Consider the following 22503-nt stretch of genomic DNA (forward strand, 5'->3'; position numbering starts at 1 on the left):
GGGGGGAGGCCGACGCCGACGCGCTGGTCGCCTACACCCTCTTCACGGCCGCGGTGGTATTCGGCATCGCGACGATCTCGAACGATAACCTGCAGGACTTGAAGACCGGCCAACTGGTGGGCGCGACCCCGTGGAAGCAGCAGGCCGCCCTCGTCTTCGGTGTGATCTTCGGCTCGATTGTCATCCCGCCAATTCTGGAACTGATGCTGAAGGGCTTCGGTTTCGCCGGCGCTCCCGGGGCTGGTGCGGATGCGCTGCCTGCGCCTCAGGCGGCCCTGCTGAGCTCCGTGGCTAAGGGCATTTTCGGTAACTCCCTGGACTGGGGCCTGATTGGCTTGGGTGCGGCGATCGGCGCCGTGGTGATTGTCATCAACGAGGTCCTGTCCAAAACCGGTGAGTTTTCCCTGCCTCCACTGGCCGTGGGCATGGGCATGTACCTGCCGGCTTCCCTGACCTTGGTCATTCCTATCGGTGCCCTGCTGGGTTACCTGTACAACAAGTGGGCCGATAAGCAGGCGAATGCGGAGCGCACCAAGCGCATGGGTGTGCTGATGGCCACCGGTTTGATCGTGGGTGAATCGCTGTTCGGTGTGCTCAACGCGGGCATCATCGCGGCGACCTCTGATAGCTCCGCGCTGGCCGTGGTTGGCGAGGACTTCGCGAAGACCGCCCAGTGGATTGGCCTGGCGCTGTTCGTTGTCCTGGTGGGCATGGTGTACAACTACCTGAAGAAGTCCCAGGCAAAGACCGGGGTGAAGACCGCGGCGAAGTAGTTGCTGGGGTCTCCCGCCGCGGAGAACCAGACAAAGGCAGCATATTTTGTCCCTAGCTACAGAATCCCTAGCTACAGAAACTGTGAAGCGCATCCACCTGCGCCCCAGCCACAAAATCGTGTTGGGTGTGGTGGGTGCGCTTTCGGCGTTGGTCGCACTGTTTAACCCACGGGCTTCCCTGGAGCGCGGCAGCCTGGTCCTCCAGTACCGGTTGGATCTGGACGTATACCGCGTGGGTGCACAGCGCGTGCTTGATGGGTTGGAGCTGTACAGCGGGCACTTCCCCATCATCGGCGATATCGAATTGCCGTTTACGTACCCACCGATTTCCGCGTTGTTATTCACGCCTTTGACGGTGCTGCCGTACACGGCCAGTTCTGTGTTGTTGACGTTCGCGACCGTGGCGGTGACCTGGTGGGTTGTGGCGCACGCGGTGCATTCGGCCGCACGCGTGGAGCGGAATTCCGCCGGCTGGGTGTCCGTGGGCCTGACCGCAGTGCTGATCCACCTGAGCCCTATCCATACCTCCATCACGTACGGTCAGATCAACGTGCTGTTGATGGCGATGGTGTTCGCGGATGCTTTCGTGGTCCCCCGCCGTTTCCGTGGCCTGTTGACGGGGTTTGCCGTTGCTATCAAATTGACGCCCGCCGTATTCGGATTGTGGTTCTTGCTTCGCAAAGATTGGGGCTCCGTGGTCCGGATGGGCGCGGGCACGGTGGGTGCCACGGCGCTGGCGTGGTTGATTTTGCCGCGGGATTCCATGCGGTATTGGACACAGACGCTGCGCGAAACTGGGCGGATCGGCGGCGAGGAATACGCGTTGAATCAGAGCCTGAACGGGCTGCTCTACCGCCTGGGTCTGCGTGCGAAGGCGGCTGACGGCGGCGGTGTGGCTGACGGCGGCGGTGTGGGCGAACAGGTTGGGGAGGCGCTGAACACTGCACAAGGCGCAAGTGGTTCGCACAGTGCGTATGGGGCGCAGCTGTGGCTGGTGCTGGTTGTCCTGGCGCTCATTGCGGTGGGGTTCGTGATGGTGCGGTTGCTCCGCGCGGGAGCACCCATTGCGGCGCTGTGTGTTAATGCGCTGTTCGGGCTGTTGGCTAGTCCGATTTCGTGGTCGCACCACTGGTCTTGGGCGCCAGTGTTGTTAGTGGCGATTGGTTGCTACGCGTTGGCTAGTCCCCGCGGATCCAGCGGTGGGCAAATTTACCGGCAGGGAGCGAATTGGCACGAAGCCAGCCGACGCGAGGTGCCCCCTGCTTCCCCCGGTTCGGGCCTAGATGCCCGCCCCCTCGCGGGCCCGCGCTGGATGTGGGTGGCCCTGCTCGTCGCGGGCTTCGCCGCTTTCGCACTGGAACCGACCCTCTACGTGCCATTCAACGATCACCGAGAGTTGCACTGGAACCTCTGGCAGCAATTCGTGGGCAACGCCTACCTGTGGTGGACCCTCATTGCGCTCGCGCTGCTGGGCACCTTCGCCCGCACTCCCCGACCTACCTGCCCACGCGTATGACTGTCCCTTGGGAGCGCCTTGCCCTACCCATGCCACCTCCAACGGGATCTTGTGGTCCCAAACCCGAACCCTTCGGCACGGCGTCGAAAATTAAGGCCCCCAAGCAGGTACGTTAGGTAGCGATGAGCAAGAAGATCGAGCTGCAAGGTGCCCACCGGATTGAGCAACCCGAATTCGTGGTGCCGGTAAACGGGCATCCAGCTGTGGAGGTACTGAGTCCCCGTGAGTACCACCGGACGGTGAGCCGGCCTGAGTTCTGGCTCCGCGGCACGGCCTGGCGGCACATCGCTAGGCGGTTGTATATCGAGTACTTTTTCCGGGGCCTGATGGACCGCGGAGCGATTCTGAGCTTCTTCACGCTGCTGACGATGGTGCCCACACTGATGGCGTTCTATGCGATCACCACGTTGATTCTGGATAAGAATCGCACGCGCGTGAAGGAGATCACCGACCAGTTCATCACGGAGAACGTCCCCGGGCGTTTCGCGGACGAGGCCCGCCAGATCGTGGAGCAGATCATCGGTTCGACGGATAAGTCGGTGCTGACCTTGGTCATTTCCGTGGTGTTCGCGCTGTTTTCCTCGTCGGCGTATGTTCGCGCGTTTTCCCGCAGTGCGAATGCGCTGTATGGGCGGCAGGAGGGCCGCACGCTCGCCCGCACGTGGCTGACGATGTGGGGTTTAACGATCGCGCTAGTATTCGGCCTGGTACTGATCGCTGTGGCGTTCTTCCTGCGGGCGGATCTGCTACAGCCGGTCTTGAATACCATTGCGGAGCCGCTGAACTGGGAAGGCGCCGCGGACTTTGTGCTCAACGAGTTCCTGCCAGTGTGGGGGTACCTGCGCTGGCCGGTGGTGTTCGGGCTGTCAATCATGCTGATCGCAGTGTTGTATCACGTGGCGCCGAACGTCCGGTATGGGCGGGTGCGCTGGCTGACGACGGGTTCGGTATTCGCACTGGTCACCATGACGTTGGTGGGGCTGGGCGTGCGCACCTACCTGAACCATTTCCTAGAGTTCGGCACCTACGGGGCCCTAGGTGGTCTTATCGCACTGTTTTTAGGCCTGGTCATTGCTAACACGTTGTTGCTGATGGGCTTGAAACTCGACGCCGAGGTCGCCCGATTCCGCGAACTCCAGGCGGGCATGTCCAGCGAGGACGTGATCCAGGTCCCTCCCCGCTCGAGCGTGGCGGCCTTCGGCCAGGACGAGATCGACGACAGGCTGCGGGCGGATGCGCGGGGGTATAAAGAGCGAGACTGCAAAGAAAAATAAGACTCCGGACGAATAATCGTGACTTAAATGAAGTAATTTACGTTCATCACTATCACTTGGAAAGATACGCTCCCATGACCGAACAAGTGCCCTCGATGGCCGAACAAATGCCCACCACCGATCAGTTTCGCCCCGCTGTGCTCAATATTCTTTCGGATGGGCACGAACGTTCTATGAACGACATTCGCCGGCGGGTCGCCGACAGCCTAGGTATGTCCCAAGAACTTCGCAACGAGCGGATTTCGTCGGGACAATTGCGGTATGGCAACAGGATAAATTGGGCATGTTCGGCCCTCACATTGGCCGGTCTTTTGGAACGCCCTCGTAGAGGCCATTACCGCATTACGGAGAACGGCCGAAGCATCGCGCAGCGGTCACTCTCCGAGTATTCCGAAAAAGACATGCTGGAATGGGCCGAATGGCGAACCTACCAGACTGAAATCTCTCAGCGTAAGCAATCGGATTCTTTGGAATCTTCACGGGACGGGGACCGCGAAGATACTGCGGATCCCGTCGAGCGCCTATCCGCTGGCGAACGAGATTTCAACGCACAGACCGAAACCGCCTTGCGAAGTCGGCTCCAAAAGGCCTCTCCTGAATTCTTCGAGAAAGCCGTGATCGAGCTGCTCTGGGCTATGGGGTACGGCGGCGCTTACGGTGAAAAACAGCATGTTGGCCGTTCTGGTGACGGTGGTATTGACGGCGTGATCCGGCAGGATGCACTGGGGTTGACGAATGTCTACATCCAAGCAAAACGTTACGCAGACCACAATAAGGTTGGCGACCCTGAGATTCGCAATTTCATTGGTGCTCTAGATTCACATGGGGCGAACCTTGGTGTATTCATCACAACCTCATCATTCCAAGACAGGGCCAAGACTACGGCGGCCAATTACCGACATGGAAGAATCGTCCTCATCGATGGCCTTAAGCTGACGTCCCTGATGCTGTCGTACGGAGTAGCCGTCCACAAAACTCGAGAGTTTGTGCTCTACGAAATTGACGATGATTTCTTCGAGGATGATTTGGCCTAGCTTCGGGTTGACCAAGCCCCTTCTGCCCAGCTTCCATTCTACAGCCGAGCTCAGGGGATCCCGTGTCTGGCCCCTCTGCGCGTGGTTAAGAAATGCGGTCAGGTATTCACCCAAATTGTTGGCACTGATACGAATCGGTACAACGATTCAAATCCACAATTCCTCAAAGCGGCCAACGGGTTATTTGCCGAAGCGGCACAACCGTACACGAACCACTCTTAAATATTCCACTTCCCTGGCGCGGCTTTTGCGTAGTCCACTCCAATGGTCTTGAAGTGTTCGGTCGCAGCATCGATCTTGGCTTGTTCGGTGGCACGCAGCAGGTGCTCGCTCATTGTGCTTTTGGTTTCACGAATCATGTACAGCCTGTCCTCGCCATCCACATGCTTCACGATTGCCCAGTCCGGGTTATACGGCCCAACCGGTGTATCGATCTTGAATTTAGGCGGTAGTTTCAGAAACAGCTTGATGTCTTCTCGCTCATCGAGAAGTTCGGCGAACTGGCGCTCCGTCTCCGAGTCGTAGACAACGAAGTCATAGTCAGTCTTGTCCTTGTTTTTAACCTTGTACAGGTTGTCTAGGAAGTATTGCTTTTCCTCCAACCCGTCTTTTTGGAGTTCGGTAAGCGAATACACACTGCCGCCGATCCGCTCGTACTGAACGCCTTCAGTCACAATCGCTGCTAGTTCGGCTTCAACGATTCCCCTGACCATTTTGATGTAATCGTTCGGATTTAAAACAAACTCATCAAGGCGGCCGCTCTGAATGAGAATGTCGATAATCGTCCTGCGGGTCAGCGACGTCGCCTCCTGGAGTTCCGACACGATATCCGGCAACTTATACCCACCCCGAAGGTCAGTGGTACGGCTGCTGGTTTCCGCTCCTTTAGTGCCGCCACGAGCGATGGTCAGCTTTGCCTTTTTCACCTCGATTCGAAGTGGATCGATGTCCTCGGCCTTCTCGATCTTACGTACTGCATTTTTGATCAACACATCGCTATCAACCGAGACACTGTAGGTGGTGCGCTGGCTAATCTTCTCCCAGAACTCTTCAAACTCACGCGACGTAAAATAGAGCTGCTTGTTTAGCTTGCGGGTCGTTCGTGCTCGTTTCGGTTTAACGTAATGGGCGATGTTAGCCCGTCGCAGAACTTCAACAATTGCGGCCTCGACCGGGCTGAATTCTGCCTCTAAGTCAAGAGAGAAGTTATCAGAATCTGGAGTGAACGCTTCTGTGACGTAGCCGTCCTGATTGAGGAATCCCCTATCCTTGAGCTGGTCCCAAATCTTTACCGAAGTGTTGTATCCCAGATTCTCTTGACCTTCGGATTCTGGCTTTGGAAGTTTGGCAAAATCGCCCTTGCGAATGTAACCGATCGCCACACCCGCTTTCTTGTATTCTTTCTGCAGGTTGGTGGCGAACTCTTGGTAAGACTCATTAGCGACAACAGTCAGCTGGGCCACTGAACGATCAGCGACACGTTCACCGTCCCGGTTGACTGGAAGGCGCAACCCTCGTCCGATTGTCTGACGACGCTCAGTTTCAGAACCCATTTCGCGCAACGTACAAATCTGGAACACGTTCGGGTTGTCCCAACCCTCCCGCAAAGCGGAGTGAGAGAAAATAAACCGAACCGGTTCCTCTTCGCTCAGCAAACGCGCCTTGTCCTTCATGATCAAGTCATAGGAATCATCATCCTTAGCGGTCTCCCCCGAAGTGTCCCCGTACACGCCCTTTTTGATCTGGGAGAAGTATGCGCGCCTGAGTTCGATCGGATCTTGTGGCAATAGCTCCTTGTACTCTGAGAATCGCTCCCTCTCCTCAAGGAATAGTTCATCGAACCACTGTGCAAACATCCCGTTAGCAGTTGCGTTATCTGCGCCCTCTCCTAAATAACTTGCAACCTTATCGACGAAGAACAGACTCAGCACCTTGATGCCGTGCCTACGCAGCAGCGACTCTTTTCGGAAGTGCTCACGAATGGTCTCACGGATCATCTCACGGTAAACAGCCTCGTCATTACTGCCAATAGATTCTCCGACCTGCAGAATGCCGTGGTGGGTGAGCTCGATAAACCCAGGACCATCGAGGTTAATTTCATTGATGCGCCAATTGTTGTCGTACGCAGAGTTGCCGGTCACCTTCGCCAGGTCCTGGTTCTGCTTGACCTTCTTGACTTGGCGATCAAGCGACCCGTCCTTCTTACGGCACACCAACTCCAGACTAGCCTGCCACGGATTGCTTTCAACACTCAAGAGCTTAATGTACGGCTTGGCGTCTCCACCGTGCTCCGTCGCCTCTGCCACGACAATTTGCTTCACCAGCCCGAGTTCATGAGCATCCACTGGATCCAGCCGGTAAGTCACGTTGCGCGTTTCACGGTGTGTCGCACTGTAGCGAAGGATGAAAGCGGGGTCCATCCCCGCCAGCGCTGTCTTCGACAGTTCCGACTCCATATTTTGTGGCTCGTCCATGATCAGGACAGGTCGGGTAGCGCGCAGAAAATCAATTGGACGCAAACCGTTAAGCTTGTCTCGCGTCTGATTCATGATCAAGTTATTACCCCGACCACGCACCGAACCAATCGTCATAATCATGATCTGGATGCTCGTCGACGTAGCAAACGACTGCACTTCTTCAGCGTTCTTACCGCTGTAGACCATGGAATCGAATGGCAGCGCCGGGTACAGCTGACGGAAGTGATCATGCATCAACTCAATGCTGGTCTTCACACCTTCACGAATCGCCACACTGGGCACTAGGATGACAAACTTGGTGAAATTGTATTTCTCTGCCAGCTCGAAAATGGTCCGGAGGTAAACGTAGGTCTTCCCGGTACCGGTTTCCATCTCGATATCGAACTGCAGCCCGTCGATAAGCTCCCGCGCAGGTTTAAGCCCCTGACGGTTTTGCACAACCCGGAGGTTCTCAAGCACCGTCTCTTCATCTAGCAGGAAGTTATTGCCGACTGCGCCGATTTCCTCGCTCAAATCAATGTCGAGGGCTTGGTTGCTCGTTTCCGGCAGCGCTTTTGTGATGTGAAACGTAGTGAGAAAATCCCCGGCGTCGTTGGGCTGGCCATCGAACAGATCAGTAACCGAGTTGATCGACTGGAGCTGGTATTCCTGTTTGGCATCGAACTTGAATTTCATACTCATCCCTACGCCGTCCAGAGCTCAATGCTATTAGTCTTACACATCTGAGCCAGATTGGTCTTCAACTCATCGTCCCCCTTGAAAGCATCCTCGAGGATGATGAACTGGGCGGGCTTTACATCCACTGCTGCACGCAGCTGCGCCAGCGTCGGCTTAGTGTGCTCATCAAGATATGCGAGCACCAACGTTTCTTCCTTGTCCGCTTCGTCATCGACTTCGACGACCGCCTTGAACGACAAGCCGTCGATCTCACGATCGCGAATTTGTTCCACCAGCGAGTGCCCCTGCTTAATCAAGATCTCGGTGAGAAGGTCATCCGGCGTGGCGTTATCGTCAGCACTTTCGCGAAGGTCGAGCAGATGCTGCTCCAGCTGTGTCACATCAGTGTCAGATTCGGTACGCCACTTAGAGAAATTAGTATCAGCGAGTTTATAGGCCCGGAAACCAATGTCGAGCGGTTTGTTTCGATCTGTCAGCTCATCACCATAATCCTCGAAAACTCTCTTTCCAGCGAGCTGGATTCTTGCTCTCGAAATCTCTGAAATAGTCTCGTATTTAGCCTGTCTTGCGACAGACTTCTCGGATGTAGGCTCCGGCAGCTGCACCATAATAAACTTTCGATTCGCTCCTTGCTCTGCGTTGGATTGCATAACGGCATGTGCGGTTGAGGAGGAGCCTGCGAAGAAGTCTAGAACCGTCATCTCATCATCATTGAGTAAATCGATTAGGCCAGAAAGAATATATTCGTCTTTCGGAAAGTCGAAAACCTTCTTCTCGCCAAAAAGGCTCTTAACTCGCTTCGTCGCAGCCCTACCGTCTTGATAGAGAACCGAGTAAGGGGCTTCATATTCAGTTTCGTTTAAGTACCTCTTATACGTGGGCACCTTGCTTTCGTCAGCACCAAAAAGTACGCGACCTTCAAGAATCTTTTGCTCCATCACGGGCCTCTGGAAGAGCCAACCTCGGCTCGGAATCTTCACCGGCCTATTGGTTACTGGGTGAAGGACGTCATATACAGGACCGCCGCCTCCTGGCCAAGAAATATCACCGGCAAAAAACACCCCATTCTCGTCAATCCTGTTGTAATGTCTATTTCTCCGAGATGGGTCGTTTGGAGGCAGTCCTTCGTACCAAGACTTTAGATCACCGCTCGCTGCAGCAAAGTTTCCACCGTTTTTTCTAACGGCACGCTCGGCGAACTGATAAATCTGATCGAGCCCGGCTTTTCGGGTCTTCCAGTTGAGACCATTCTCCTTCAAGTAACTAAAGTTTCGAGCGAAACACAAAACATATTCATGTGAAGTGGAGATGAATTTGGAGTCGTTCTTTCTTCCACCGCTCCAAATAAAAGACCCTACAAAATTATTCTCACCAAACACCTCGTTCAACATGCGTTTTAAGTTTTCCAACTCAGAGTCATCAATCGACACGAAAATCGCGCCGTCACGAGTCAAAAGATTTCTAGCCAGCTTCAGCCGTGGGTACATCATGTTGAGCCAGTTCGAATGATACCGGCCTTCTGACTCCGAGTTGGACGAAAGCTTCTTGCCTTCTTCGTTAACCTGTTTCGACCACTCGAGGTAGGTTTCCAGACCCTCTTTAAAGTTATCGGGATAGACAAAATCCTTGCCGGTGTTGTAGGGAGGATCGATGTAGATCATCTTGATCTTGCCGTGGTAGTGCTTCTGCAGAACCTTTAAGACTTCAAGATTGTCGCCCTCGATGAACACGTTCTGTGTAGTGTCCCAGTCTTTTGAGTTTTCTTTGTCGGGGCGAAGTGTCGCAGTTGTTGGCGTCTGGGCTGCGCGCATGGCGCGTTTCTTCCCTGGCCAAAACAACCCGAAGCGTTCGCTGGTGTCGGATGCGTCTCCCTGCAAAAGCTCCTTGAGCTTTTCGACGTCAATCTTTCCATCAGCAATTGCCTCAGGGGCCAGCTCGGCCAATTGCTCGGCCAGCTCCGTGCGGAAATCAGGGCTGCCGTTCGCTACCTCGTTAATTATTTCTAGCTCTTCTTTCACAGTTTTCTGTCCTTCATTCACTACTGGCTTTGTTTACGCTGTGATACGCCACCGGATGGTGAACAGCTCATTTTCCACCCGTGAACCTTGCAACGACTGCTTAATCAGGATAAGCAGTTCGTCGACATTGTCCCGCAGATCTCGCTTCTCTTTTCGATATCTGTCTTCGATCGAATCGATGTCATCATCGAGGTTTCGGGCTTTCTTTTTAAACCTGAGCTGCTCCATCGGATCGTCAGCCTGGTTCGCTTGCGCCCGCAGATCCTTGCGCTTCTTCTCTAATTCTCGAACAGCCTTTCTACGCTCCACATCAAGGTCGAGAATCTGACCCTGCAGTAGTTCCTCTTGCTGGTTGTAATAGCTTGAGTTACGGTGCTGGACTTCCTTCTCCAACAAGTCTTGCTGGGCCTTAAGTGCCCCCTCGAAGAGTGTGCTGTCAATCGGCGTGCCATCATCAGCCTGGTCGGTCACCCTAAGGTCCATCATCTCGACGACATCTTCCTGGTTCAGAAACTCGCCGCCATCAGTCACGCCTGCAGACAACAAGTAACTCTCAGAAATATCACGGTCATGGGCCTTCATCCTAAAAGTCAGGCTGCGAACCGTCAGTGATCCGGATTGGCCGACCAGGTCTTTCATCCGGGAGCTGACACGATCTGACTTATTGATATCGAAAACAAGAGTCTGCTGCGGCGTATCAGCAGTCATCGCGCCCTCGATGACATACTTCGCCAGATCACTGCTATAGCGATACTGCCTGGAATGTTCGCTTGGCGACGACTTGAAATGGTATCGCCCAGTTGCGATCCCCTCGGCTGGCGCGGTGTGCAGAACGAAGTTACGGCCATCCCCATCAAACTCGGCCAGACTCTGCAGACGGTTGATCGTCAACAAAAGCAACAGTTGTTCGAACTTGTTTAACACATCACCGGACTGCTCGTCATATGATTTGAGCCGGTCACGAACAGTTGGATCGAGATTGTCAAAAACCTTCGCCCTAGCCTCAGCCATATCCTTACTGACCGTGTCGGCGTACTTTTCCTCCAGTTCTTTAAAAGCTTGATTGATTTCATCGGCAGTCCGGTAGCTGTCATAGATCTGGGCGATCTCTTGGGCGAAATCGAAGCCACTTTCAATCCGCCCAAGAACCTCATCACTGGCACCAAACACACTGTCGAAGAGGTGGAACTTGTTCTCGAGCAACTCCAGGATCCGAGCTTCAGCCGCATTACCTTCATTTAAGAAGTTGACAATCACAACGTCATATTTCTGACCGAAACGGTGAATACGACCAATGCGTTGCTCAACCCGCTGCGGATTCCATGGCAGATCGTAATTAATCAACATAGAACAAAACTGCAGGTTAATACCTTCAGAGGCTGCTTCCGTGGCGATCATGATCGAACCCGAGTCGCGGAAATAATCCGCTAGTGCTTTACGGCGGTCAGCGGAAGGGTTGCCAGTAATGACGTCACTACCGGCATTCTTGTCCAGCCATTCCCCATAAATTTTGGTCGCCTCTGGCGAATCGTTCTGACCGTTAAAAAGTACTAACCCGTCGCCATACCCCGCTTGACGAAGTGTTTCTGCCAAGAAATTCTGGGTATCGGTGTACTCCGTGAAAATGATGGCCTTTTCAGGAGCTCCGATCTCGCGAAGGCGGGTAAATCCCCGCTCAATGGCTTCGCCAAGCTTTAACGATTTATGGTTCTGATGGATAGACTCAGCCAGAGCAGCAAAATCATTTAGTTCGTCAATCTCGAGCTGTATTTGTTCCCGGATTGCTGGATCAGACCAGTCATCGTTTGGTTCAAGGCTATTGCCAAACGACTCGTAAGCTGCTTGTTCCTCGTCCAAAATGTCGCTGTCGAAGTCGAACAATGACAGATGATCGTTGCGTCGCCCTCCCGTGGCCAACTCCTCGGCTAGACGGTTTGCCGTTTTCCTGAGGGTGATTCCAACGGCGTAGGTGGACGAACCAAGCCGTTTGCGAATCACCTGCGAGGAAAGGGCCCGTTGGGAATTGTTAAAAGCGTAAAGGGTTTCGCGTTGGAGGTAGCTATTGACTAGGGCATATAGCTCCAATTCGGCCCTTGACGGCTGGAATTTGACCGTCAGCGGGTCTCGCTTGGTGAAGCGAATGTACTTTTCGGCGTTCCGGCGCAACGTCCTTTTGGTTAAGTGCCCGGCACGTTCAGCGAGATCATTAGGGCTAAACCCGTCACCACCAGACTTCACATACCGTTCCCGAAATACATCAAGCGATCGGAAATACTCCGAATCGAAGATAGAAACTAGACCATAAATTTCTTCGAGTCGGTTCTGAAAAGGAGTCGCGGTCAGCAGAACAATCTTGCTTGCACCATCAAACACGTCGCCAACTGACGAAGCCACTTTGGCTTGAGCTTGTCCCTTATAGAAGTTTCGCAATCGGTGCGCTTCGTCGGCAACCACCAGATCCCAAGAACGCACCAAGTCAGCTTTGTTCTGCTGGACAAACTCGTACGAGGCGATCAAAACCTGCCCTGCCCCTTGACCGGCAAGTAATGACACTTTGGACTTAGAATCCAGCAACGCCGACGGAATCAAAAGCTTTTCATAGAGTTCTTGCTTCCACTGCTGGCGAAGGCTGGCTGGAGCAATAATCAGGATTCGACGCTTGCGTTCCGCCCAATACTGAGTAATGACAATGCCCGCCTCAATCGTCTTACCGAGACCAACCTCGTCCGCCAAAATGACGCCGCGAGTGGCGTTTCCCTTTAGTGCAAATAAGGCCGCATCAATCTGATGTGGCTTTGGCTCCACCTGAGCATCAAAGAGAAGCCCCGCCAGTTTGCCGACATGGTCGTTGGCGTAGCTTCGCTCCAGCTCATGAGCAAAATATTTGGCCTGGTAAGAAGTCAGATGCGCCACAAAATCGATGTTTGGGTCAACGCTAAGCCCGTCAACCCGGTTGATTCTATCTGCCATACATCCCTCATCAAGACCAGCTCGACCTAATTACAATAGCGTTATTTTATCGCACGGGACTACTTCACAGGGGCCAAAACAGTCAATGAGCAACTGGTAACCCTATGTTGAGATGATGTGCACCCGACTCGTTCAGGGAAGCCTCTAGGTTCTGCCCCACAAGGCAACCGCTCTTCCCCAGACGCGTTTTCACTCACGACCGTGGTTAATAGTCCTTCTCGGAATATTGGCTTCCAGCACGTTCTAGTCCGGTGGTTCTATAGACCTCCGCGGTTGTTAGCGGTTCCCATCTGCTCGCCCTCCCCGGGGCGTGCGGAACCTACGCGGTGCCACCCTCCGCCCCCAAAAAGTCGTTGCCCGTTGAGCCTTCCGCGATCAAGCCATACGAGTGGCGCCAGTGATTGTTGTTGCGCTCGCCGTTGAGCTCGTGAATGTCGTCATATTCTTTGTGGGCGCGGCGCACACGCGCCGGCATGCGGGGTGCCCCTCCCCCTGCATTGCGAGCCCGGAAGCCACGGGGGCGTCGGGTAGAAGAGGGATCATCAGGATTGGGGAAAGTGACCCGGGTAAGTGGTGCACGCCGTGGGGCACGGCTGGCCAGCCTCTAGCATGGAGCGAGTTGCGGGGGAGTTGAGCACAATTGGCTTCTAGGACTAAAAAAGAGCTATAAGACCACCGAGGCACCGCCTGGAAACTCTGTTGCGACTAGACCCGCCCACTCTCGTCGACCACCCCTTCCGCGTGCATCGCATTCTGAGGTTTATTCGTGGTGAGTCCACATTCGCAATACGTGGACGATTTCGCGCTCTGGATCCACCTCATAGACAAGCCGGTGCTGAATATTTATCCGGCGGGAATAGCACCCCGAAAGGTCACCCACCAGCTTTTCGAACCTCGGTGGTGATGTAAACGGGTCATCTTGTACGATCGCCAGGAGCTTTTGCGTCTTGGGCTTCAAGCCCGAATCGCGCAGTTTTCTGGCATCTTTTTGCACCGCCTTCGAAAATACAAGTTTCCAATCCCCCACTGGTCACCCACCATTCACCAGTCGAGTTCCGAGGATGCAGCATCTGCCCCCTCTTCGCGCGCTTCGCGAATCGATGCCGTCATATTTGGAACGGACATGAGGTATAGCGTCTCCTGAATGGACCGCCAATCTTCTTCCCCAACCAGCACAGCATTCCCGCGCTGGCCAGTGATTGTAATCTCCTCAGACTCCTCATTGACCTGATCGATGAGCCGGTAAAGGTTCGCGCGGGCATTAGTTGCGCTAAGTGCGGTCATGGCAAAACACCTCCACGAAGGATCGTACGCGATAACGTACGTTCCAACAAGTGGCCCGCCCTAGGGTTTAGATGGATTCATTGAAAATAGGACAGATTAGGGTCAGTCCATGTGGCGCAACCACCGTGCCTGGTTAAGTGGCCAGTTTTCAGGACTTGCAATCAACCTTGAGCCACCGACGGGAAAGCTCGCAGAGCGTGACGATGGCCTCGCGGTCCGCTCTTGGTTAGACGAGTGGAACCGCAGCACCATACCCGCGCAGCGAGAGGATAAAAAGCTGAGTCACTTGTGATCGAAAATCACCACACTTTCTTTGCTTTACCCAATCTGCCAGGTACCGTGGCGGTCTTCGGTGGCGGGCTACGAGCGCACACTCTTGCCACGCAGATTCCCGGCCTCAGTGACAAAACTGTGCTGTACTGGGGAGATCTCGACTCGCACGGCTTTTACATCCTTGAACTCGTTCGCCGACATCTGCCTCAGGCAACGTCAGTCCTAATGGACCTAGACACCGCTCGCGCGCATATGCAATTAGCTGTGGAAGAACCCCAGCCCAGTAGGTTTGTGCCACAATGGCTCACTCCGCAGGAAACCTTCGCCCTGGAGTTTTTACGCAGCCATGCGGTTGGCGGATGCCTACGCATCGAGCAGGAACGAATCGTGTACGACTACGCGGTGGAGGCTCTCAAAGGGGCTTAGGAAGTCGTTGCCCGAGGAGGCGGTGCGGGAATCAGCGGTGCGGAACTCCAGGTGTGCGCAGAAGACCGCGCATCGTTGCCTTCACTCCCCGATTGCATCGTCTCACCATCCCCGCTGGCAGCACCGCGCTCCGTCATATCGGCCTCCCGCCCCACCTGGTCAGCCGCGAAAACACCGGGACGCAGGGCGTCGGTAAGAAAACGAGAATCCGTCGTGGCCGCAGCGATGTACCGCGCAGCATTCACTTCCTCGGCATTGATCCGGGTCCAATCCAGCGCCTACCCGGCACTCCGCATCATCTGGTCGAAGAAGAACCGCTGCGTGCGCGAATTGCCATCCCGGAACGGACGCACGATGGTCATCTCACCCCAGTGGTCTGCCGCGGTGAAGCTGCTGAGGGGTTCGGCGTTTTCCAGCTCAGCAAGCCGCTGAGTAGCGAGTTGCCCGGCAAGCTCATCAAGGACTGTGAGGTCGGTTTCGTTGAAGTGGTTCCGGGGAGCCTCGTCTGTTTTGTGTGCCATTACTCCGCGCCTTTCGTCCGGGTCTTCACGCTCTTCGTCCTGGCCTTGACATCCTTCGTCTCAAACGGAGCATCCTTAGTCCCGTTCTTCGGACCCGTGGTCTTGGCAATGCGCCGGCGAAGGAACTGAGCGCGTTCGCAATCGCCGTAACCCTGGGCCTCCATCACTTCCAGTACAGCCTGGTCACCGGTGATTTCGCCACGCAGGATACGGCGGCCACGGGCTTCATCATCGGGAGTGATGTCGTATCCGGCCATTCTCATTGAAGCGCGCACGGCCGCGACTTTCTGGTCTTCGGTGCGGTAGTCGGTGGTCATAGTCTTATCCCTTCTTGACGGCGGTGTGGTCGCTCTCTCATTAGTCGTCCGGTGGAATGGTCGTCAGTAGCTGGTACCCAATAAGCAGCTGGGACGCTAATGATTGGGCCGTTGAGCATGCGACGAAACCTCTCCCGGTTGCTTTGGCATCGCGATTGACTTGTACACATCGAGCATTGGTTCGTAGTTCAGGTGGAGCCCGTAGGGATCCATAAACGAATCGCTGCTTGCTTGGTTCCACGTATTGGCATCCACCTCACAGAATGCCAGCTCAACGCCGTGTTGACGGGATAAATCTGTCATAAAGATTTTGGTTGCTCGCCCATTTCCCTCGCGGAACGGGTGCGCAAAGTTCAGATCGGTATGGATCTTGGCGAGGTAGCGCAACGTGTCGTTGAAGTCGGTTGTTTCCCACTTGAAGTTTTCAATCGCCTTACCGATGTGGCGCAGGTACATGCCCATGCTGGCGTGATCTCCAAAGTGATGGCCACCTTTTTGAATGTTCACTTTCCGCAGTGCACCCGCCCATTCATAGAGGGCACCAAATGCCAGATTATGTGCAGAGCACAGCCGCGAGCCAGCATCGCTTCCTTCTAGGGAAGACTCCCCGGTTGAGTTGGATAGCTCCGCTGAGGCTCCATTGAGGTACTCCACGGCCTGAAGTGTGTCTTGGTCTTGAATGTCGGGTTTATTCCGGAGTACTTGCGTGCCCGGGTAGAAGTAGCTCGTCCAAACGTCTGCGGGCTTGGCCATATTTAGCTCCTAGCTCCTAGCTTTTGGCTTCTAGTATGCGAAGGTTCTGGGCGTGAAAACTCATGCTGTGGTGTTAGTACAAGACCATCAGCTCATCCATCGTCAGCTGTGGTCGCGAGCCAGCAACTTGATCTGCGAGTAGTTGCACCTCGGCTTCCGTGGGTTCCCACCCCTCATGAGCACCATTCGCCAGCGCATTGGCAAGCAACCGCCGCTGGGGCTGGGACAATGGTTCAAACTGTTCAGGGAAAACCGAAACCCACTGTTCGAGCCCCTTAATCGAGCTGAAATCTATTGTCATGTTCTTCACTCCTTCACACTGCCGGAGCGTGGCAGTCACTCCTAATGTGCGCCTGCGGCGCGCCCCAAGTTGTCGGTGCGGTTATAAGTTTAAGGAGTAGACCAGGCAGTCCCCGGGCGTAAGGACGATTACCCTCCCCTGAGTGAAATGCTTGTTCGATTCCAAGGAATCTATCCCCCTTCAATAATGCTCTTCGATCTAAAAATACGACAATCATCCTTTGACTGCCGACTTCTCGATTTTAATCAGGAGAAACAACGCGCTTCTAAGCAAAAATTTACCCAACAACACATACCGCGCAGGCAGCAAGCACACCTAACAACTCCACCCAAGTAGCCGAACAACCATGCGACGTTACCTAACGAATTGCTCACCCCACAGTTTAAAGTGGCAAGCACAAGACCCAGTCGCAAGGAGTAATATTTCACTGTTCTAATCCGAAATGTACGCTATCGCCGACGGCTTGATCCGCATTGTCGGCTAGTATCCGCGCCGAAACAGCGACGCAGTGACTCTTGGCAGAGACTGTGGCGAGACCACTGAAGAAATCGCCAAGACCGAGCATTGGTGTCAGGACAATGGCTACATGACCCTCGACACTGAAGGTACCTACTGGATAGTTGAAGGCAAGGCTGACGACGAGACTGTTATTTGCGGGCGCGAAGCTACCGAGTGTCTACTGCGCTCTCTGATAGCTCACCCTGCCTACCAATATCAGACATGGACATACTTGATTGCATTCGAAAGTGACATTCGCAAGAGCGACTCGTTCGCGGAACCGGCCAGCCTAGGCGGTGTGAAAAGGACGCTGCCGAGCTAGGAGGCGAGTTGTTTAGACACCTTCCTTGCCATTCAAGGCCAATTTCGGCGGTTACACAGCGGGGTGCTAGTTCCCCCTCACATTCTCATCAAATCAGGAAAACCGGTCCGAAAAACTCAACCCACACCAACATTCACTGGTACAACCGCAAACGCATACAAAACGGCTCAAAGGCCTGGCGCCGGGGCACTATCACAACCAGACCTGTGAGCCCCTAACCGCCTAGAACTAAACCAGTCCAGCTTTCGGGGGCCAGTTCGGCCCTACATGGCAACTGTGCCCACCCCCGTCGATAACCTTCCCCGTAGCGATCTAGTCTCCGATGTAGGCGGCTACCCACCCCCGTTGCCTAGGTACCGCGCTCCGGCGACTCAGTTTTCCACCGAGCGAACTCTCCAAAACTTTATTGAGCCAAACCGCCAACAATCCTAACCTACACCGCTATCGTGTGGTTGAGACAGTATTTTCATCGCGAATGAAAACTTATTCGCTCAGGAAAGGACTCCCTTCCCCAATGACCACCTTGGATCCCTCCACTATGCAAAATTCCACCGACCAGAATGCGTCCGCCGGTCGCGCCGACCAATGGAGCAGCAGCCCGCATCAGCCCTACAGCAACGACCCGAACATCACGGTGAGCCGCAATCTCACCGATCCACCAACTTTCCGGCCCATCCCGGAATTCGAAGGCGTACACAACATTTGGCCACGTGGCGATCGCCTCCAAGCAGTCCGCGAAGCCGCTGAGAAATACCGCGATCGTTTCCTGAACCAGGGCACTGTCCTGGGCGTACGCTCCTTTGATATCGCAGCTGCACCTTACCCATCCCAGTACGCTTTCCAGAACTACTCCCTGCACATTAACCCTATCATCAGCATCATTAACCGTATGCTGGTCATCCAATACGAGGACTTTAATGGTATCCCCCGAACCCTCGTGTGGGAGCCCACTGTGGCCGAGGGGTCTAAGAAGTCCGGGTTCTACGGCAGTCTCATCGGCAACGGCAAGGGCCCTAAGTGGCTAAACCGCACTTTCTCAACGATGCAGAAGCTAGGAGCCGAACGCATCCTCGCGGGGTACTTCAACGATCCCGACACGATTCTGCCCTCAATCGGCATGACAAACGCGGATGTCGATTACATATCCTTCGACCACCTGCACGTGCAGGATCCACGCATGATCATGGGCTCCACCGCCAATCCACCAGCCGGTGAGTCCTCCTACGAGCCCCTGTTCCCACGAGCCCGCCTGCTTACGCATCAAGCCGAACTGGGCACCTTCGAATCCCCGCACCCCATGCAGTACGCTTGGTACGTCAAGGATGGTCTCGAAGGGGTAGACCGCGAAGTGATCTCTTCCTTCGAGGGCGATGTAGAGCTCGGCGTAGGCATCTCTCTGTTGTGGACACCAGGTCATACCGACGGCAATCACTCCTTGTGCATTAACACGCCCGACGGGGTGTGGATTTCCTCGGAAAACGGAATGGCGGCTGACTCTTGGCAGCCCGAATTGTCGAAGATTCCGGGTGTTCGCCAATTCGCGCAATTCTACGAGCGGGAAGTGGTCTTGAACGCTAATACCTTGGAGGATTCGTTAGATCAGTACGACTCTATGATCAAGGAGAAGACGATGGCCTCCTACTCCCCCAAGCATCCGGAGTGGAAACAAATCCTGCCGTCTTCGGAATGTGCTCCATGGAAGCGCCAGTGGCCACTGAACCCCACCGTTGAGCATGGTGGCATCAATTACGGAGAGCTGAAGCGACGGTAGAAGTCGGTTGCCAATTTCCGAGAATGCGGGGTTCCGGAGTTCTCGGCGACCTGACCCCTCCGTGGCCGCAGCGACTGCAACTCCGTTACCCTCCCCCGTGCAGCAATGGTCACTCAAGATGGTACGTTAATCAACGAAACAAACCACTTTCACTGCAGAAAAATCATTTTTCGGATAGTTCATCCGGCCAGCCGAAAGTAGGATCACCATTAACACCTCACAATTCTCCGGCCCGTCTCGTCCGCGGGTTGGCCACAGTAGCTCGCTGCCTGGAGCCGATCGGAATGTCAGCAATACCTCTCAATCCGGCGCCACCCCACTCGCCGCCTTCCGCCGTTGGACCCGCGAGGCTGCCCGCAGCGCCACACGAACCCTTGCCACCGCCTTCACTACCCCGCTACTCCCCGCGGATTACGCGGGTATCTTTGATCCTCTCCGCGGCCGCGAAGTCCGCGGCAGAATCCAATCAATCACCCATCACGGTGATCTCATCGACCTCACCCTGACACCCGGCCCCGGCATGACCACCACCTTCCGACCCGGCCAGTTCATCGGTCTTGGTGTACTAGCCAACGGTCGTTGGCAGTGGCGTTGTTTTTCTATTACCGACGCCCCCCGCTCCCAACTCCGCACCCTCTCCTTGGGGATCAAGCCGGTTCCTGACGGAGCTTTATCTACTCATGTAGCCACCACAGCGAAACCTGGTGACATTGTCCGGTTATCTGCACCGGGTGGAGATTTCTTCCTCCCTCAGCCGGTTCCCGACAAACTCCTGTTTGTGACAGCGGGATCGGGCATCACCCCGGTGATGTCGATGCTGCGCTGGTTGCGACAAGAGTACGGGGTGGGCAAGAACACCGGCACGACCAAAATAGCGGGACTGGATTCCTGCCACGCGCATGACCCAGTTCATTTACGCCCCACCTGGAAGCCAGTTGGGGACACAGGTGCTGCAGCGTTTCCCAATGTCATCCACATGCATAGCCAGCGTTCGGAGGATCTTCCCGCACCTTACAACCCGGAGCTACACGCGCTGGCGGCGGAAAACCCCTCGTACCAGCTCGTGCATTGGAATTCGATAACCCGTGGTCGGCTCGACCCACAAATCATCACCGAACTTGTACCGGACATTCATGACAGAGAGCGCTACGTTTGTGGCCCAGCGGAGCTCCTCAACGCTATGACAACAGCATTCCCCGGGACCCATGTCGAGCACTTCCACGCTGCCACAGGGGGCTCCGCGATGGGCGGAACAATTCGATTCCTTACCACTTCGAACGACGCGGGCAAAAATGTGCGCGCAGACAAGCAAGGTGTTGCAGGCACCCAAAACCTTGGGGGCCATACAGAAACCGCGTGCGACGGATCCACTACTATCCTCGAAGCGGCGGAAGCCTGCGGGGTGCAGCTCACTCACGGGTGTCGCATGGGTATCTGCCACACCTGCACCGCAACCATTACTTCCGGCCAAGCCGTGGACATCCGCACGGGCACCACCCACCGTGAAGGTGAACGAGTACGCACATGCTCCGCGATCCCCGACGGGGATATTGCGATCGAGCAGACCTGATGCACACCCAAGCGGTTTTAGTCAAAGGCTGCAGTCCGTACAACCCCCGCAGCCGCACCGACCCTAGGCCCCGCAATCTAGCTTCCCGGACTTTTGGTACCCGCCACCTGAAGTTACGCACTCCTGGATCACGCAATCCGGCCACGGCTGGATAACCCGATTTTCCTCAAGACCAGGCACGAACAGTGCGTACCCGCCACCACATAACACCAACCACCAACCCAAGGAGAACCCCATGGCCATCAAAGATATCGCAGCATACGCCCACCTGAGTGCCGAAGACGTGGAAGAAATTGGACGTCGGTTCGACGCCATCGAAGCTCATCACCGAGAAACCTTAGGGGCAAAGGACGCTGCATACATACGAAATCTGATCCGCACCCAACGCGGGGTGGACCTATTGTCTCGAGTAGCGACCGTGTTCGCACCCTCCTTGGCAGGCCCCACGGCGGCAACGATGGGCCTAGCAAAGATTCTGGAGAACTTGGAGATCGGACACAACGTCATGCACGGTCAATGGGACTGGATGAATGATCCCGAGATCCACTCAGGTATGTGGGAATGGGACAACACAGGGCCAGCATCTGGCTGGAAGCACTCCCACAACTTCAGCCACCACACCTTCACCAACATTATTGGGATGGATAACGACATCGGATATGGCGTGATCCGTATCACCCGCGACAAGAAATGGAAGCCCACGACCGCGCTGCAGCCACTGACGAACGTCATCCTGGCAGCATTGTTCGAATACGCGGTGGCGTTCTACGATGTGGAGCTTGGCCGTTACTTTACAGGCCGACAGAGTTGGGAAGAGACCAAACCCCGTCTGCTGGAGACCTTGCGGAAAGTTCGAGCACAAGTGGTCAAAGACTACGTGGCGTTTCCAGCCGTCGCCGGCGCCGTGGGATTTGTGTTAGCGGGGAGTATGGGGCGCCGAAATAAAAAAGCGAAAACGCGGTTCCAGGCTGGGGTCGGTGGTGCCAAACACCACGCAAAGAGAGCTGCTCAAGCGGCGCTAGGGGCGAACCTAATTCGAAATGTATGGGCATACGCAGTTATCTTCTGCGGGCACTTCCCCGATGACGTAGAAACCTTCACCAAACGCACTCTGGATGAAGAGACCAAGGCAGAATGGTACCTGCGGCAAATGCTGGGGTCAGCGAATTTCCGCGGTGGGAAAGTACTGACGATATTGTCCGGGAATCTAAATTACCAGGTTGAGCATCACCTATTCCCCGATATGCCAAGCAACCGGCTGGCACCAATTGCGCGCGAGGTGGAACAGATCGCGAAAGAATTTGGGCTACCGTATAACACCGCCAGCTTCCCGCGACAGTTGTGGGAAGTACAGCGCACGATTTTGAAATTGACCCTGCCCAATAAGTTTCTGCGCGCCCCTAGATGGAACGCGCCAGAAGTGCGCGCGGATGAAGTGTTCTCACACTACCCCGAAGTGGACGCGTCAACGGGGCCACGCCAACTGGCGGCGGGGCTGGCGAAGCTGAAAAAACTGCGGCCACGGGTACTTGCCTAAGCGTTCGAGAGGGGTGCTGCCCCCGCTGCCGGATGCACCTAGATCCTCGTGTCAAGGTAACGAAAAAGCGAAAAGGGATGACCACAAAAGCCCAGCCGGCGAAATTGTGGGCCTTACTTTGCTAATTCGACCTAGGCGAGGAAAAGAAGGGAAACATAACCGGGGCGCGCCCGCTATCGCAAGTCGACGA

Annotated in this window: 20 protein-coding genes; 9 read left to right on the forward strand and 11 right to left on the reverse strand. The window is 55.2% G+C overall.

Annotated features, from left to right (window positions below):
• From HMPREF3098_RS11935 to HMPREF3098_RS10570, 4 genes are all read left to right on the forward strand, one after another.
• Positions 1–773 (forward strand): OPT family oligopeptide transporter (locus tag HMPREF3098_RS11935; RefSeq protein WP_246815935.1); only part of this gene is annotated, 773 nt, incomplete at its 5' end.
• 46 nt (positions 774–819) lie between these two features.
• Complete coding sequence (locus tag HMPREF3098_RS10560; protein WP_246815936.1) at positions 820–2289, forward strand: glycosyltransferase 87 family protein; 1470 nt, start codon at positions 820–822, stop codon at positions 2287–2289.
• Positions 2290–2411: 122 nt separating this feature from the next.
• Positions 2412–3563: a YihY/virulence factor BrkB family protein gene (locus HMPREF3098_RS10565; protein WP_070435108.1), complete on the forward strand. Its 1152-nt coding sequence runs from the start codon at positions 2412–2414 to the stop codon at positions 3561–3563.
• A 74-nt stretch (positions 3564–3637) separates the two neighbouring features.
• Positions 3638–4597, forward strand: coding sequence for a restriction endonuclease (locus HMPREF3098_RS10570; RefSeq protein ID WP_070435109.1), 960 nt, complete (start codon positions 3638–3640; stop codon positions 4595–4597).
• A 218-nt stretch (positions 4598–4815) separates the two neighbouring features.
• On the opposite strand, the gene HMPREF3098_RS10575 is transcribed toward HMPREF3098_RS10570, so the two are convergent.
• The 6 genes from HMPREF3098_RS10575 to HMPREF3098_RS10595 form a co-directional block, all read right to left on the reverse strand.
• Complete coding sequence (locus HMPREF3098_RS10575) at positions 4816–7749, reverse strand: restriction endonuclease (protein WP_070435110.1); 2934 nt, start codon at positions 7747–7749, stop codon at positions 4816–4818.
• Positions 7750–7757: 8 nt separating this feature from the next.
• Positions 7758–9791 carry a site-specific DNA-methyltransferase gene (locus HMPREF3098_RS10580; RefSeq protein ID WP_246815937.1) on the reverse strand — a complete coding sequence of 678 codons (2034 nt, stop codon included), beginning with the start codon at positions 9789–9791 and terminating at the stop codon, positions 7758–7760.
• Positions 9792–9803: 12 nt separating this feature from the next.
• A complete protein-coding gene (locus HMPREF3098_RS10585; RefSeq protein ID WP_070435112.1) occupies positions 9804–12740 on the reverse strand; it encodes an SNF2-related protein in 2937 nt (978 codons plus the stop codon).
• Between the two features lie 319 nt (positions 12741–13059).
• The gene (locus HMPREF3098_RS11605) at positions 13060–13215 is read right to left on the reverse strand and encodes a hypothetical protein (RefSeq protein ID WP_156963435.1); all 156 of its coding nucleotides are present in this window, start codon (positions 13213–13215) and stop codon (positions 13060–13062) included.
• 285 nt (positions 13216–13500) lie between these two features.
• The gene (locus tag HMPREF3098_RS12125) at positions 13501–13767 is read right to left on the reverse strand and encodes a Txe/YoeB family addiction module toxin (RefSeq protein WP_035114011.1); all 267 of its coding nucleotides are present in this window, start codon (positions 13765–13767) and stop codon (positions 13501–13503) included.
• Between the two features lie 14 nt (positions 13768–13781).
• Complete coding sequence (locus tag HMPREF3098_RS10595) at positions 13782–14024, reverse strand: type II toxin-antitoxin system Phd/YefM family antitoxin (RefSeq protein WP_035114013.1); 243 nt, start codon at positions 14022–14024, stop codon at positions 13782–13784.
• 288 nt (positions 14025–14312) lie between these two features.
• Between HMPREF3098_RS10595 and HMPREF3098_RS10600 the strand changes: the two genes are divergently transcribed.
• Complete coding sequence (locus tag HMPREF3098_RS10600; RefSeq protein WP_070435113.1) at positions 14313–14723, forward strand: DUF2220 domain-containing protein; 411 nt, start codon at positions 14313–14315, stop codon at positions 14721–14723.
• Here HMPREF3098_RS10600 and HMPREF3098_RS11940 read toward each other — a convergent pair.
• From HMPREF3098_RS11940 to HMPREF3098_RS10625, 5 genes are all read right to left on the reverse strand, one after another.
• Positions 14720–14968 carry a hypothetical protein gene (locus HMPREF3098_RS11940; RefSeq protein ID WP_070435114.1) on the reverse strand — a complete coding sequence of 83 codons (249 nt, stop codon included), beginning with the start codon at positions 14966–14968 and terminating at the stop codon, positions 14720–14722. The genes HMPREF3098_RS10600 and HMPREF3098_RS11940 overlap by 4 nt on opposite strands.
• A 33-nt stretch (positions 14969–15001) precedes the next feature.
• Entirely contained in the window at positions 15002–15244 is a 243-nt protein-coding gene (locus tag HMPREF3098_RS11945) for a Fic family protein (RefSeq protein ID WP_070435115.1), read from the reverse strand.
• Positions 15244–15561 carry an antitoxin VbhA family protein gene (locus tag HMPREF3098_RS10615; protein WP_246815938.1) on the reverse strand — a complete coding sequence of 106 codons (318 nt, stop codon included), beginning with the start codon at positions 15559–15561 and terminating at the stop codon, positions 15244–15246. Before HMPREF3098_RS10615 ends, HMPREF3098_RS11945 begins: the two co-directional genes overlap by 1 nt.
• A 96-nt stretch (positions 15562–15657) precedes the next feature.
• Positions 15658–16314, reverse strand: coding sequence for a Fic/DOC family protein (locus HMPREF3098_RS10620; RefSeq protein ID WP_070435116.1), 657 nt, complete (start codon positions 16312–16314; stop codon positions 15658–15660).
• Positions 16315–16387: 73 nt separating this feature from the next.
• Positions 16388–16615 (reverse strand): antitoxin VbhA family protein, encoded by a 228-nt coding sequence (locus tag HMPREF3098_RS10625; protein ID WP_070435117.1) that lies wholly within the window; start codon positions 16613–16615, stop codon positions 16388–16390.
• 508 nt (positions 16616–17123) lie between these two features.
• Between HMPREF3098_RS10625 and HMPREF3098_RS10630 the strand changes: the two genes are divergently transcribed.
• The 4 genes from HMPREF3098_RS10630 to HMPREF3098_RS10645 all read left to right on the forward strand — a co-directional run bounded on the left by HMPREF3098_RS10630 (position 17124) and on the right by HMPREF3098_RS10645 (position 22313).
• Positions 17124–17435: a hypothetical protein gene (locus tag HMPREF3098_RS10630; RefSeq protein ID WP_035114031.1), complete on the forward strand. Its 312-nt coding sequence runs from the start codon at positions 17124–17126 to the stop codon at positions 17433–17435.
• 514 nt (positions 17436–17949) lie between these two features.
• A complete protein-coding gene (locus HMPREF3098_RS10635; RefSeq protein WP_246815939.1) occupies positions 17950–19206 on the forward strand; it encodes an MBL fold metallo-hydrolase in 1257 nt (418 codons plus the stop codon).
• 520 nt (positions 19207–19726) lie between these two features.
• Positions 19727–20776 carry a flavin reductase family protein gene (locus tag HMPREF3098_RS10640; protein WP_246815940.1) on the forward strand — a complete coding sequence of 350 codons (1050 nt, stop codon included), beginning with the start codon at positions 19727–19729 and terminating at the stop codon, positions 20774–20776.
• A 235-nt stretch (positions 20777–21011) separates the two neighbouring features.
• Positions 21012–22313, forward strand: a complete 1302-nt coding sequence (locus HMPREF3098_RS10645; protein ID WP_070435118.1) for a fatty acid desaturase family protein — start codon at positions 21012–21014, stop codon at positions 22311–22313.
• Positions 22314–22503: the final 190 nt, after the last annotated feature.

The organism is Corynebacterium sp. HMSC28B08 (genome assembly GCF_001806865.1).
Lineage (GTDB): Bacteria > Actinomycetota > Actinomycetes > Mycobacteriales > Mycobacteriaceae > Corynebacterium > Corynebacterium auriscanis.